Raw genomic sequence first — 14,436 nt, 5'->3', positions numbered from 1 at the left:
AGGGGGGACCCTGTGGGAGAGTAGGACGCCGCCGAACAATTATTCCGGGAAAGCCCCGTGCCCTTGTGGCACGGGGCTTTTCTGCGTTCACGACCCGCGTCGGAGCCCCGGGGTGATGCCCGGGTTCCCCGAGGGCCGGAGGCCGGCCAGCGCCGGTGTCAGGACCACTGAGAACCGGTCCGCCCCGGAGCCAGGGGTCGGGCCGGGACTCGCAGGCAACACCGCGCGAGCCACCGGCGGCAGAGGGCCCGTCAGAACGGTTTTGAACACCCCTTCGTTCGGGGTATGCTTTACCTCGTTGCCGCAAGGCAGCAGGCCCCAATAGCTCAGTCGGTAGAGCGTCTCCATGGTAAGGAGAAGGTCTGCGGTTCGATTCCGCATTGGGGCTCCGGCAAAGGAAAGGCCCCCGCCAATGGCGGGGGCCTTTCTGCATTCCTGGGAGCAGAAGTCCGGCTACGTGGCCGCCTCCTGCTCGTCGGCAGGCATGAGTGCCAGCACGTCGTCCGTGGTGGTGCCGTCCGGCCTCCGCCCGAAAGAGGCGGCAAGGACCGAAGGGAGGTCCGCCTCCGGGACCGTGGGGCGTACTTGCTCCAGGACCTCGGGAAACTCTTCGTCACTTATGCCGCCCTGGTACTCCTGCCGCAACCCGTATATGACCTCGACGATTTCGGGGCGCAGCCGCATCCAGTAGCGGGACGTGCGGATCTCCGCCTCGACGTGGTCGATGAACCAGCGCATCACCGGATAGGGAATGTCCACATGCGGTCCTGCGGAGTCGAAGCACATCGTGGGCTCACGTGCCGGGTCCTCGTCGGGGATGATCGCGGTCACCAGCATTCGTCGAATGCCGACGAGATCCAGCTCCAAGTACCAGGCGTCGTCGGGTACCGAGTACATCGTGGTGATCGAGTAGTCGCTGTCGGGCAGGAGGATCGGCATGGCGGCATGATGCCAGGCCGTGCCGGTGCAGTTGGCGCGGACGACCGTGGAGCCGCGCGTGAGCCGTCGTCGGACCTTCGCAACGGCCCGGCCCCGTGACGCAAGTGCGGCGGGAGCTCCAAGAGAGCCCGCCGCCGCACACGGACGCATGCCGGTCAGAAGTTCTGCGGCTCCGGTACACGCATGGCCAGAATGGCCATGTCGTCGGATGCGGGCTCCGCGGCGAAGCGCTCGACGGCCCGCAGAATGCGCCCGGCCACCGCGCCGGCCGTCAGGCCCGTACACATGGCGAGGACGTCGGCGAGGCCGTCGTCGCCCAGCATGCGGGCCCCTTCGCGGCGCTCGGTGACTCCGTCCGTCACACACAGGAGTACGTCGCCGGGCTGCAGAGTGACCTCCTGCTCGTACAGCTCGAGGTCCTCGATGACTCCCAGCAGCGGCTGCGGTTCGGCCGCTGCCTCCACGGAGCCGTCCTGGCGCAGACGCAGGGGGAGTGGGTGACCGGCGCAGACCACCTTCAGAAGGGCGCTTCCGTCTTCCTGGGGCCACAACTCCCCGTAGAGCAGCGTGAGGAAGCGGCTGCGTGCGCCCTCGTCCAGGATGGCGGCGTTGAGCCGCTCCAGTACAGCGGGCCCGCCGAACCCCTCACGGGCGAGCAGGCGAAGGGCGTGCCGCGCCAGGCCCGTGACTGCTGCCGCCTCCGGGCCCGTGCCGCAGACGTCACCGATGGCGAAACCGTAGGCACCGTCGCGGATGGGGAACACGTCGTAGAAGTCGCCGCCGACCTCGTTGCCCTCGCCCGCCGCTCGGTAGATGACCTCGATCTCGACGTTCGGTACGTCGGGGAGGCCGGGCGGCAGCAGGCTGCGCTGGAGCGACTGGCTGATGGCCATGCGCTCCGAGTACAGACGGGCGTTGTCGAGGGCCAGAGCGGCCCGTCGGGACAGGTCCTCGGCCAGCTCCAGGATCTCCTGGCGGAAGTGCTCGTCGGACGGCTTGCCGAGCGTGAGCATGCCGATCACACGGTTCCTCGCCACGAGCGGCAGGACCACGGTCTCGCCTCCGACGGCAACCGCCGTGGCCAGAGTGGTGCGGGCAGCAGCCCCCATGCTCAGGGGCGCGTCCCTGCCCAGGGTGCGCTTGGACGTGCGCAGGGCGGCCTGGTGGCCGGCCTCCGTGGGCGCCGGCCAGAGGCGGGCGCCGGGGGCCGGGACGGGGTCCGGCGGATCGATGGAGGAGAGCAGTGCTTTCAGGCCGTCGATGCGCTCCTCGTCCTCGTGGAGCACGTAGGAGAGATACGGCTCCGAGGACTGGTCCGCGATGGTGTAGACGGCGCACCAGGTGGCCAGCGTGGGCACGGTCATCTGTGCCATCAGCGCCAGTGTCTGGTCCCTGTCCAGCGTTCCTGCCAGCAGGTCGGACGCTTCGACGAGGAAGGACAGCGAGCCGCGGCGCAGGCGTTCCAGCTCGCCGAGCCTGGCCGACTCGACGGCCAGCGCGATGCGGTCCGCGGCGAACTGCAGGCGCAGGGCCTCCTCGTTGGAGTACCGCCCTGCCGCTTCGGCCGCGACCCCGAGGGAGCCGGTGAGACGGCCCTCGACCTTCAGCGGGACCGTGACGACCGAGCGCATCCCGGTGTCGCTGAGGAGCGGTACGGCGCCCGGCACGACGGTGAGGTCCTCGTGGACGGCCGGCATGCGGGCGGAGCCGTAGCGGCCCGTGCCGGCCTCGACAGGGACCCGTGCGAAGCGCTGGCGGGCCGAGGGAAGGCCGGTGGTCGCGCGGACCTCCAGCTCGGTCTCGTCGTCGGTGGCCAGCAGCAGGAAGGCGGCGTCGGCGTCCAGCATGTCGCGTGCCCGCTCGACCGTGCGCTGCAGCAGTCCGTCGAGGTCGTCGGGAGCGGGGGAGCCGATGAAGATTTCGAACGGGTCCGTACTGCGGCTTTCGGCCGAGGCGTCGGAGACGGGAGCGCGCACAGGAGTCTGGAGCACGGCGCGTTCGTAGTCGCGGACGAGGAGGCAGACAGTCGAGGGCTCGCCGTCGGCGTCCCGGACTCTGAGGTGCGAGGAGTACACCGGGATGACACGGCCGTCGGCGCCGCGGATGCCGTAGCTGCCCTCCCACCTGGAGAGCTGCAGGGCGTCGGCGATACCGGTGGAGGTGCCCGGGGTGTGCGGCCACGCCACGAAGTCGGTGAACTGCTTGCCTTCGACCTTCTCGGCGGCGTATCCGAAGAGGAAGCCGGCGTCGTCGTTCCAGGAGGCGATGGAGCCGGAACCGTCGATCTGGACGACGGCCACCCGTACACGCTGGTCCGCCACCGGCAGGAGCGCGGTGGGGAGGACGGGGCTCGCCGAGCGGATACCCACGGGGCGTTCGGGAAGATCGAGCTGGAACCAGACATGTTTGTGCGTCGGGGTGTACTCGACGCCCCAGCGGGAAGCGAGAGCCGCGCAGAGCAGCAGGCCGCGGCCGCCCTCACGGTCCGGGCTGCCGAAATCGAGACCGGAGCTCTGGAGAGGGACCTCCCGCTCCGGATAGTGGTCGGAGACCTCGACGCGTACGCCGTCCTCGGTGCGCAGGCAGAGCACATCGGCGGCCGTGCCCGCGTGCACCACCGCGTTGGTCACGAGTTCACTGGTAAGAACTACGGCGTCGTCAACGACGTCCGTGTAACCCCACCCCTGAAGGGTGTCCCGGACGAACGCGCGGGCGGTCGCGACCGAGCGTCCGACCGGATCGAAGGTGGCAGCCGCGCGCGCGGTGATCACAGCACTCCCCATATGGTGTCTCGTCGCTTCCCCGAGTCCTGTGCCCGTATATCGCCGCTTCGATTCGCCTGCCAGGCTAGACGCTCGCCCGGTGTCCCGGGTACACGAGGGCAGACTTGGGTACTCAGGCACCCTGTGGTTGTGCGCCGGGCGCACAACTATGGGGCCCCCGGTGAGGGAAATGGGACGACCGGAAGACTTTCCTCGCCTTCCCGTTCCGGCCTGGTACGTTTCAACGATTTGACGACCGCATAGTCACCCGTCGACGGTGTGCTGTGGCGGTGAGCCAAAGTGGAACTGGGCAAGCTTCCGATAACGGCCCGAGCGATACGGTCAACCCCTGCGGGAGGGACACGGTGGAGTCTGGCGTGGCGGCGCGGGGTTCAGGAACGCGCACAAAAGGCGGGCAGTCCGTGAAAAAGCAGCGCAATGGGACCATCGACGTGGATGCGGCAGCTCTCAACAGACTGCTCGCGGCCCTCGTGGCGATGCGTGACGGCAACTTCCGCAGGCGGCTCACCGTCTCCGGCGACGGCGTACTCACGGAGATCGCGGCGGTCTTCAACGAGGTGGCCGACCGCAATCTGCATCTGACGGGCGAGCTCGCCCGTGTGCGGCGTGTGGTCGGGCGCGAAGGGAAGCTCACCGAGCGCCTGGAGACCGGCGCCTGCGAGGGCTCCTGGGCGGCCGCGATCGATGCCTCCAACGAGCTCGTCGACGATCTGGCGCGACCCGTGTCCGAGGTCGGGCGGGTGCTCTCCGCGGTCGCCGACGGTGACCTCGAGCAGCGGATGGAACTGCGTACCCACGCGGCGGACGAGACCGTACGTCCGCTGCGCGGTGAGTTCCTGAAGGTCGCCCGCACGGTCAACAACCTGGTCGACCAGCTGTCCGCGTTCACCGAGCAGGTGACGCGGGTCGCGGTCGAGGTGGGCACCGAGGGCAAACTGGGCGGTCAGGCCCAGGTACGCGGCATGTCCGGGTCGTGGAAGGACCTCACGGACTCCGTGAACACCATGGCGTACCGGCTCACCGCCCAGGTGCGCGACATCGCCCTGGTGACGACGGCCGTGGCCAAGGGAGACCTGTCACGGAAGGTCACCGTCCATGTGGCCGGTGAGATGCTCCAGCTGAAGAACACCGTCAACACGATGGTGGACCAACTGTCGTCGTTCTCCTCCGAGGTGACCCGGGTCGCCCGGGAGGTCGGCACCGAGGGTGAACTGGGCGGCCAGGCGACGGTGCCGGGGGTGGCCGGGGTCTGGAAGGACCTCACCGACTCCGTCAACACGATGGCCGGGAACCTCACGTCCCAGGTACGCGGCATCGCCGAGGTGACGACGGCCGTCGCCAACGGCGACCTGTCCCAGAAGGTCACGGTGAGCGCCCGCGGCGAGGTCGCACAGCTCGCCGAGACGATCAACCAGATGACCGAGACGCTGCGTACCTTCGCCGACGAAGTGACGCGCGTGGCGAGCGAGGTCGGTGGCGAGGGTCTCCTCGGCGGCCAGGCCCAGGTGCCGGGTGCCGCGGGTACGTGGAAGGACCTCACCGACTCGGTGAACACGGTCTTCCGGAACCTGACGACGCAGGTGCGGGACATCGCCCAGGTGACCACCGCGGTGGCCAGCGGTGACATGACGCAGAAGGTCACCGTCGATGTGGCCGGCGAGATGCTGGAGCTGAAGAACACCGTCAACACGATGGTGGACCAGCTCCAGGCCTTCGGTTCGGAGGTGACCCGGGTCGCCCGGGAGGTCGGCGTCGAGGGCCGCCTCGGCGGGCAGGCCGAGGTGCCGGGTGCCGCGGGGACGTGGAAGGACCTCACCGACTCGGTGAACACCGCCTTCCGGAACCTCACGGGTCAGGTGCGGGACATCGCGCAGGTGACCACGGCGGTCGCCAACGGTGATCTGTCGCAGAAGGTCACCGTCGATGTGGCCGGCGAGATGCTGGAGCTGAAGAACACCGTCAACACGATGGTGGCGCAGCTGTCCAACTTCGCCGACCAGGTGACGCGGATGGCCCGGGACGTGGGCACGGAAGGCCGCCTGGGCGGTCAGGCGCGCGTCGACGGTGTCTCCGGTACGTGGAAGGAGCTCACCGACTCCGTCAACTTCATGGCCGGGAACCTGACCTCCCAGGTGCGCCAGATCGCGCAGGTGACCACGGCGGTGGCGCGGGGTGACCTGTCGCAGAAGATCGACGTGGACGCCCGGGGCGAGATCCTGGAGCTGAAGAACACCATCAACACGATGGTCGACCAGCTCTCCGCCTTCGCCGACCAGGTGACGCGGGTCGCCCGTGAGGTGGGCACGGACGGCCGTCTCGGCGGCCAGGCCCAGGTGCCCGGTGTGGCGGGCGTGTGGCGCGACCTGACCGACTCGGTGAACGGCATGGCGGGGAACCTCACCGCCCAGGTCCGGAACATCGCGCAGGTCGCGACCGCGGTGGCGCGGGGTGACCTGTCGCAGAAGATCGACGTGGACGCCCGGGGCGAGATCCTGGAGCTGAAGAACACCCTCAACACCATGGTCGACCAGCTCTCGAACTTCGCTGAGCAGGTGACGCGGGTCGCCCGTGAGGTGGGCACGGAGGGCATCCTCGGCGGGCAGGCGGAGGTGCAGGGCGTCTCCGGTACGTGGAAGGACCTCACCCAGTCCGTCAACGGCATGGCGAACAACCTGACCCTCCAGGTGCGCAACATCGCCGAGGTGACCACAGCGGTCGCGAAGGGCGATCTCTCCAAGAAGATCACCGTCGACGCCAAGGGTGAGATCCTCGAACTGGTCACGACCGTCAACACGATGGTCGACCAGCTGATGAACTTCGGTGACGAGGTGACCCGGGTCGCCCGTGAGGTGGGTACCGAGGGCATCCTCGGTGGCCAGGCCCGGGTGCGGGGCGCCACGGGCATCTGGAAGGACCTCAGCGAGAACGTCAACCTGATGGCCAACAACCTGACCAGTCAGGTGCGCAACATCTCCAGGGTCTCCTCCGCGGTCGCCAACGGCGACCTGACGAAGAAGGTGACGGTCGAGGCGCGCGGCGAGGTCGCCGAACTCGCCGACACCGTCAACACGATGGTGACGACCCTGTCCTCGTTCGCCGACGAGGTGACCCGGGTGGCGCGCGAGGTGGGCACCGAGGGAGAGCTCGGCGGCCAGGCACGCGTACCGGGTGTCTCGGGCACCTGGAAGGACCTCACCGAGTCGGTGAACTCGATGGCGTCCAACCTGACCGGGCAGGTGCGTCAGATCGCGACGGTCACCACGGCGATCGCCAAGGGCGATCTCACCAAGAAGATCGACATCGATGCGCGCGGTGAGATCCAGGAGCTGAAGAACACCATCAACACGATGGTCGACCAGCTCTCGTCCTTCGCCGAGCAGGTGACCCGGGTGGCCCGTGAAGTGGGCACCGAGGGCCAGTTGGGCGGGCAGGCCCGGGTCCGGGACGTCGACGGGACCTGGCGCGACCTCACCGAATCGGTGAACGAGATGGCGGGGAACCTGACCCGTCAGGTGCGTGCCATCGCGGCCGTCGCCACCGCGGTGACCCGCGGCGATCTCAATCTCAAGATCGATGTCGACGCGGCCGGCGAGATCCAGGTGCTGCAGGACAACATCAATACGATGATCGCCAACCTGCGCGACACCACCCTCGCCAACAAGGAGCAGGACTGGCTCAAGGGCAACCTCGCCCGGATCTCCGGGCTGATGCAGGGACGCCGGGACCTGGACGACGTCGCCTCCTTGATCATGAGCGAGCTGACGCCGGTCGTCTCCGCCCAGCACGGTGCGTTCTTCCTGGCCATGACCACCGGCGACGGGGACGAGGTCGGGTCGGACAACGGCAAGGAGAGCTCGTACGAGCTGCGCATGCGCGGTAGTTACGGCTATTCGGCGGGCTCCATGCCGACCTCGTTCCGGCCCGGTGAGACCCTCATCGGCACGGCGGCCGAGGAGAAGCGGACGATCCAGGTGGACAACGTGCCGCCGGGGTATCTGAAGATCTCCTCCGGACTCGGCGAGGCGCCGCCCGCGCATGTGATCGTGCTTCCCGTGCTCTTCGAGGGCCAGGTGCTCGGTGTCATCGAACTGGCGTCGTTCCAGCCGTTCACGCACATCCAGAGGGACTTCCTCAACCAGCTCGCAGAGATGATCGCCTCGAGCGTCAACACCATCAGCGTCAACACGAAGACCGAGAAGCTCCTCGAACAGTCCCAGGAGCTCACCGAGCAGCTGCGCGACCGTTCGCAGGAGCTCGAGAACCGGCAGAAGGCGCTGCAGGCCTCCAACGCCGAGCTCGAGGAGAAGGCCGAGCTGCTGGCTCAGCAGAACCGCGACATCGAGGTGAAGAACACCGAGATCGAGGAGGCGCGGCAAGTCCTGGAGGAGCGCGCCGAGCAGCTCGCCGTCTCGATGCGGTACAAGTCCGAGTTCCTCGCGAACATGTCGCACGAGCTGCGTACGCCGCTCAACTCGCTGCTCATCCTGGCCAAGTTGCTCGCGGACAACGCCGAGGGCAATCTCTCGCCGAAGCAGGTGGAGTTCGCCGAGACGATCCACGGGGCGGGTTCCGACCTGCTCCAGCTGATCAACGACATCCTCGACCTGTCCAAGGTCGAGGCGGGCAAGATGGACGTCAGCCCGACCCGGATCGCCCTGGTGCAGCTGGTCGACTACGTGGAGGCGACCTTCCGGCCGCTCACCGCGGAGAAGGGGCTCGACTTCTCCGTACGGGTTTCTCCGGAGCTCCCCGCCACGCTGCACACGGACGAGCAGCGGCTGCTGCAGGTACTGCGCAACCTCCTTTCCAACGCGGTGAAGTTCACCGACAGCGGCGCCGTGGAGCTGGTCATCCGGCCGGCGGGCGCCGACGTGCCGAACGCCATCAGGGAGCACCTGCTGGAAGCCGGCTCGCTGCGTGACGCAGACGGTGACCTGATCGCCTTCTCGGTCACCGACACCGGAATCGGCATCGCGTCCAGCAAGATGCTGGTGATCTTCGAGGCGTTCAAGCAGGCGGACGGTACGACCAGTCGGAAGTACGGAGGGACGGGCCTGGGCCTCTCCATCAGCCGGGAGATCGCCCGGCTGCTGGGCGGTGAGATCCACGCGGCGAGCGAGCCGGGACGTGGCTCGACCTTCACGCTCTACCTGCCCCTGCACCCGAGCGAGCTGCCTCCGCAGGGCTATCCGCAGATGGGGCCCGGCCCCATCGAGGTCCACGCGAGTTCCGCCGAGGGCGCCCTGCACCTGGAGGCCTCGCAGAGCTCCAGGGCCGAGCAGCCCTTCGGGGACCCCGCCAACTCCGCCGGGGTGTTCCGGCGCCGGCGCAAGGCCCTGGGCGGAGCGGCGCAGCGCCCGGCCCTGGCGAACGGCAACTCCGGGGAGGAGAGTGCGGCGCCGGAGGAGTGGGTGCAGAGCGCACAGGAGCAGCCGGAACCCCGCCGGACGTTCCGCTTCCACGGTGAGAAGGTGCTGATCGTCGACGACGACATCCGCAATGTCTTCGCCCTCACCAGTGTGCTGGAGCAGCACGGGCTGTCGGTGCTGTACGCGGAGAACGGGCGCGAGGGCATCGAAGTCCTTGAGCAGCACGATGATGTGACGATCGTTCTGATGGACATCATGATGCCCGAGATGGACGGCTACGCGACGACGACGGCGATCCGCCGGATGCCGCAGTTCGCTGGGCTGCCGATCGTCGCGCTGACCGCCAAGGCCATGAAGGGCGACCGCGAGAAGGCGATCGACTGCGGAGCCTCCGACTACGTGACGAAGCCGGTCGATTCCGATCATCTGCTGTCGGTGATGGAGAAGTGGATGCGCGGAGAGTGACCGGGCCGGAAGCGGTTCGCCGGCATCCGTTCGTCGACTGCGCGCGGAAGGGTGTGAGTGAGCGGATTCCGGGGAACCTTCTGGTCTTCGACCGCGTTTTCGCTATGTGCACAGTGACATCGCGGTGACAGGGTGTGGTGACGGGCGGGGTGCAGCTACCATGACCGGCACAAGGACGGACGGCGTAAGGGAGTCGTCCCCTGGGGCGGCACCCGGTGCGATTCCGGGGCGAGGAGGACGGGCCATGGTGCAGAAGGCCAAGATCCTCCTGGTCGATGACCGGCCGGAGAATCTGCTGGCGCTGGAGGCCATCCTCTCTGCGCTCGATCAGACACTGGTTCGGGCATCGTCAGGGGAGGAAGCGCTCAAGGCGCTGCTCACGGACGATTTCGCGGTCATTCTGCTGGACGTACAGATGCCCGGTATGGACGGATTCGAGACGGCTGCGCACATCAAGCGGCGGGAGCGGACCCGGGACATCCCGATCATCTTCCTGACCGCGATCAACCACGGCCCGCATCACACCTTCCGGGGTTATGCGGCGGGTGCGGTGGACTACATCTCGAAGCCCTTCGACCCCTGGGTGCTGCGCGCCAAGGTCTCGGTCTTCGTCGAGCTGTACATGAAGAACTGCCAGCTGCGCGAACAGGCGGCGCTGCTGAGGCTCCAACTCGAAGGCGGCGCCCCGCAGGGCGCCGACGAGAAGGAGCCGGCCGGTCTGCTCGCCGAGCTCTCGGCTCGGCTCGCCGCGGTCGAGGAGCAGGCCGAGGCTCTCTCCAAGCAGTTGGACGACGAATCGGCGGACGCGGCGGCCGTGGCCACCGCCGCCCATCTCGAGCGCAAGCTCACCGGGCTGCGCCGTGCGCTCGACGCGCTGGAGCCCGGCGCGGGCGGTTCCGCGGCCACACTGCCGTCGCAGAGCTGACCTGCGGCGGCTGAGGGTGCGTCAGTTCAGTGCCTGTGCAAGGGCGACACGGACGGGTGAAGCCGTGGGCACACGTGTCCACCGACGTCGGCACCGGTAACCTCAGTCACATGGCCTCACGTACGTCCGGCAAGGGTTCCCTGGGCACGGCGGGCACCGCGAAGGGTGCCGGCCGTACCCAGGGACCGGCGAAGAAAGCCGCGCCCGCCAAGAAGGCGGCGGCGAAGAAGACGGCGCCCGCCAAAAGGGGGCCCGCCAAGAAGGCTGCGGCCAAGAAACCCGCGCCGAAGCCCGCGCCGTCCCCCACGGGGGGCGTGTACAGGCTCGTCCGTGCGCTCTGGCTGGGTACCGCGCACGGTGTCGGGGCGGTGTTCCGCTCCATAGGGCGCGGTGCGAAGGGACTTGACCCGGCACACCGTAAGGACGGGCTGGCCCTGCTGCTCCTCGGCCTCGCGCTGGTCGTGGCGGCGGGCACGTGGTCACATCTGAAGGGCCCCGTCGGCGACCTCGTCGAGATGCTCGTGACCGGGGCGTTCGGCCGGCTGGATCTGCTGGTGCCGATACTGCTGGGCGCCGTCGCCGTGCGGCTGATCCTCTATCCGGAGAAGCCCGAGGCCAACGGCCGCATCGTCATCGGACTCTCCGCCCTGGTCATCGGTGTGCTCGGCCAGGTCCACATCGCCTGCGGATCGCCGGGCCGTGAGGACGGCACCGGCGCCATGCAGGACGCGGGCGGGCTGATCGGCTGGGCCGCTTCCCAGCCCCTCGTCTTCATGATGGGCGAGGTCCTGGCCGTCCCGTTGCTGCTGCTGCTGACGGTGTTCGGACTCCTGGTCGTCACCGCCACCCCGGTCAACGCCATCCCCCGACGGCTGCGGCAGCTCGGCGTCAGGCTCGGCATCGTCGATCCGGTGTACGTACCGGGCGAGGAGGACGGGAGCGACGACGAGCGGTACGACGAGCAGTGGCGCGAAGCGCTGCCCGAGAGTTCACGGCGGTCCTCGGCACGCCGTTCGGCGACGGACGGCGTCTACGACGTGGATCAGGCCGAGGGCGAGGCGCTGGCCAAGCGGCGCCGGCCGCGGAAGCCGTCCGCGCAGCCTGCGATGAACCGCTCCATGGACGCCGTGGACGTCGCGGCCGCCGCCGCTGCCGCGCTCGACGGGGCGGTGCTCAACGGGATGCCCCCGTCGCCGGTCGTCGCCGATCTGACCCAGGGCGTCTCCACGGACCGGGACCGGGAGCGGACCGGGACCCCGGTCCCCGGCGCGCGGTCGGCCGAGAAGGGCGCGTCCGGCGGCGGGGGCGCGGAGAAGGTGACCTCTTCCTCCGGAGGTGTCCCCGATCTGACGAAGCCCGCTCCTGAGCGGTCCGGGGCGCTGCCCGCCCGTGCCGAGCAGCTCCAGCTCTCCGGCGACATCACGTACTCGCTTCCCTCGCTCGACCTGCTGGAGCGCGGCGGTCCCGGCAAGACGCGCAGCGCCGCCAACGACGTGGTCGTCGCCTCCCTGACCAACGTCTTCACGGAGTTCAAGGTCGACGCGGCCGTCACCGGCTTCACCCGGGGCCCGACCGTCACCCGGTACGAGGTGGAGCTCGGCCCGGCCGTCAAGGTCGAGCGGATCACCGCCCTCACCAAGAACATCGCCTACGCGGTCGCCAGCCCGGACGTCCGGATCATCTCCCCGATCCCCGGCAAGTCCGCCGTCGGTATCGAGATTCCCAACTCCGACCGGGAGATGGTCAACCTCGGCGACGTCCTGCGTCTGGCGGACGCGGCCGAGGACGACCACCCCATGCTGGTGGCGCTCGGCAAGAACGTCGAGGGCGGCTACGAGATGGCCAACCTGGCGAACATGCCGCACGTCCTGGTCGCCGGTGCGACCGGTTCCGGAAAGTCCTCCTGCATCAACTGCCTCATCACCTCGGTCATGGTGCGGGCGACACCGGAGGACGTGCGGATGGTGCTCGTCGACCCGAAGCGGGTCGAGCTCACCGCCTACGAGGGCATCCCGCACCTCATCACGCCCATCATCACCAACCCGAAGAAGGCCGCCGAGGCACTCCAGTGGGTCGTGCGGGAGATGGACCTCCGCTACGACGACCTCGCGGCCTACGGCTTCCGGCACATCGACGACTTCAATCACGCGGTGCGCACCGGCAAGGCCAAGGCGCCCGAGGGAAGCGAGCGGGAGCTCTCGCCCTACCCGTACCTGCTGGTCATCGTCGACGAGCTGGCGGACCTGATGATGGTGGCCCCGCGTGACGTCGAGGACTCGATCGTCCGGATCACCCAGCTGGCGCGTGCCGCCGGCATCCATCTGGTGCTCGCCACGCAGCGCCCCTCGGTCGATGTCGTCACGGGCCTGATCAAGGCCAATGTGCCATCCCGGCTCGCCTTCGCGACCTCGTCGCTCGCCGACAGCCGGGTCATCCTCGACCAGCCCGGCGCCGAAAAGCTCATCGGAAAGGGTGACGGTCTGTTCCTGCCGATGGGGGCGAACAAGCCGACCCGTATGCAGGGGGCCTTCGTCACCGAGGACGAGGTCGCGGCCGTCGTCCAGCACTGCAAGGATCAGATGGCGCCGGTCTTCCGTGAGGACGTGATGGTCGGCACGAAGCAGAAGAAGGAGATCGACGAGGACATCGGCGACGACCTCGATCTGCTCTGCCAGGCGGCCGAACTGGTGGTGTCCACCCAGTTCGGCTCGACATCCATGCTCCAGCGCAAGCTGCGGGTCGGCTTCGCGAAGGCCGGTCGGCTGATGGACCTGATGGAGTCGCGCAACATCGTGGGTCCCAGCGAGGGTTCCAAGGCGCGCGATGTCATGGTGAAGCCGGACGAACTCGACGGAGTGTTGGCCGTCATTCGTGGGGAAACCGCTTCGTAAGAGTTTTGCGGGCAACCGTTTCGCCCGGCCGTACGTCAAGTTGAAAGGAGGAGCAGCGGGATGATCCGTCTTGCGCTCCGTCCTCCGCCCTGCCCGAGGGGCTGTCCGGCGATCCCGATGGCGTACAAAGTCGTCGCTCCCGGTTGCCCCACCCTTTCGTACCACCCCTAGACTGAACATCCAGCAGGTGGCTCACGCTCGAAAGGCGCCCCCGTGTCCATCGGCAACTCCCCCGAAGACGACCGGCCTTCGATCGGTCGCGCGCTTCAGCAGGCTCGCATCGCCGCAGGTCTGACGGTCGAGGAAGTCAGTAGCTCCACCCGGGTGCGCATCCCCATCGTGCACGCGATCGAGGAGGACGACTTCTCCCGCTGCGGCGGTGACGTGTACGCCCGCGGCCATATCCGCATGCTCGCCCGCGCCGTCCGGCTCGACCCCGATCCGCTGATCGAGGAGTTCGACGCCGAGCACGGCGGCCGTCCCGCTCCCACGCCCGCGGCACCGCTCTTCGAGGCGGAGCGGATCCGCTCCGAACCCCGTCGGCCCAACTGGACCGCGGCCATGGTCGCCGCGATCGTCGCCGTGATCGGATTCGTCGGCTTCACGCTCTTCAACGGTGAGGACGAGGGTTCCGGATCGGCGCAGGTCGCCGAAGGCTCGACACCCGACAAGACCACTCCCAAGCCCGCAACGACCAAGCCCGCCGACCCCAAGCCCGCTCCCTCCGAAAGCGTCATCGCCGCAGCTCCGCGGGACAAGGTGACGGTCAGGCTCAGCGCCACCGAGGGCAAGAGCTGGATCTCCGCCAAGGACCACAACGGTCGGCTGCTCTTCGACGGTCTGCTGGCCCAGGGCGACTCCAAGACCTTCCAGGACAAGGAACGGGTCGACCTCGTTCTCGGGGACGCCGGCGCGATCGATCTCTTCGTGAACGGCAAGAAGGTCGACGACCAGTTCGAATCGGGTCAGGTCGAACGGCTTTCGTACACCAAGGGTGATCCCGAGGTCGGCTGACCTCTCCGCCCGTGCTTTTCCAACGGTGAGTGCCCGGCAGTCATGCCGGG

At 68.4% G+C, this 14,436-nt stretch carries 6 protein-coding genes and 1 tRNA gene; 5 read left to right on the top strand and 2 right to left on the bottom strand.

The genetic code is table 11. The features are described 5' to 3' along the window. The first annotated feature begins 315 nt into the window (after window positions 1-315). Window positions 316-388: transfer RNA gene (locus ACFWFI_RS31055), tRNA-Thr, on the top strand. A gap of 65 nt (window positions 389-453) precedes the next feature. Here ACFWFI_RS31055 and ACFWFI_RS31050 read toward each other — a convergent pair. Next, window positions 454-939, bottom strand: a complete 486-nt coding sequence (locus ACFWFI_RS31050; protein ID WP_387396609.1) for a hypothetical protein — start codon at window positions 937-939, stop codon at window positions 454-456. Between the two features lie 155 nt (window positions 940-1,094). Further along, the gene (locus ACFWFI_RS31045) at window positions 1,095-3,710 is read right to left on the bottom strand and encodes a SpoIIE family protein phosphatase (protein WP_387396606.1); all 2,616 of its coding nucleotides are present in this window, start codon (window positions 3,708-3,710) and stop codon (window positions 1,095-1,097) included. A 413-nt stretch (window positions 3,711-4,123) separates the two neighbouring features. Here ACFWFI_RS31045 and ACFWFI_RS31040 point away from each other — a divergent pair, with 413 nt between their 5' ends. The 4 genes from ACFWFI_RS31040 to ACFWFI_RS31025 all read left to right on the top strand — a co-directional run bounded on the left by ACFWFI_RS31040 (window position 4,124) and on the right by ACFWFI_RS31025 (window position 14,386). Continuing rightward, window positions 4,124-9,556, top strand: coding sequence for a HAMP domain-containing protein (locus tag ACFWFI_RS31040; RefSeq protein ID WP_387396603.1), 5,433 nt, complete (start codon window positions 4,124-4,126; stop codon window positions 9,554-9,556). A gap of 244 nt (window positions 9,557-9,800) precedes the next feature. After that, window positions 9,801-10,481 (top strand): response regulator, encoded by a 681-nt coding sequence (locus ACFWFI_RS31035; protein ID WP_387396600.1) that lies wholly within the window; start codon window positions 9,801-9,803, stop codon window positions 10,479-10,481. Between the two features lie 110 nt (window positions 10,482-10,591). Then, window positions 10,592-13,372, top strand: coding sequence for a DNA translocase FtsK (locus tag ACFWFI_RS31030; RefSeq protein WP_387396598.1), 2,781 nt, complete (start codon window positions 10,592-10,594; stop codon window positions 13,370-13,372). Window positions 13,373-13,585: 213 nt separating this feature from the next. Continuing rightward, the gene (locus ACFWFI_RS31025) at window positions 13,586-14,386 is read left to right on the top strand and encodes a helix-turn-helix domain-containing protein (protein ID WP_387396596.1); all 801 of its coding nucleotides are present in this window, start codon (window positions 13,586-13,588) and stop codon (window positions 14,384-14,386) included. Window positions 14,387-14,436: the final 50 nt, after the last annotated feature.

It is taken from the genome of Streptomyces sp. NPDC060209, from assembly GCF_042728155.1.
GTDB lineage: Bacteria > Actinomycetota > Actinomycetes > Streptomycetales > Streptomycetaceae > Streptomyces.
The sequence above is the reverse complement of the archived record's forward strand: the minus strand, read 5'-3'. Positions and strand labels throughout refer to the sequence as shown.

Bases quoted from the DNA above. Each gene is read 5' to 3' on its own strand.
- ACFWFI_RS31050 (WP_387396609.1), bottom strand. From the start codon at position 939: ATGCCGATCCTCCTGCCCGACAGCGACTACTCGATCACCACGATGTAC.
- ACFWFI_RS31035 (WP_387396600.1), top strand. From the start codon at position 9,801: ATGGTGCAGAAGGCCAAGATCCTCCTGGTCGATGACCGGCCGGAGAAT.
- ACFWFI_RS31030 (WP_387396598.1), top strand. From the start codon at position 10,592: ATGGCCTCACGTACGTCCGGCAAGGGTTCCCTGGGCACGGCGGGCACC.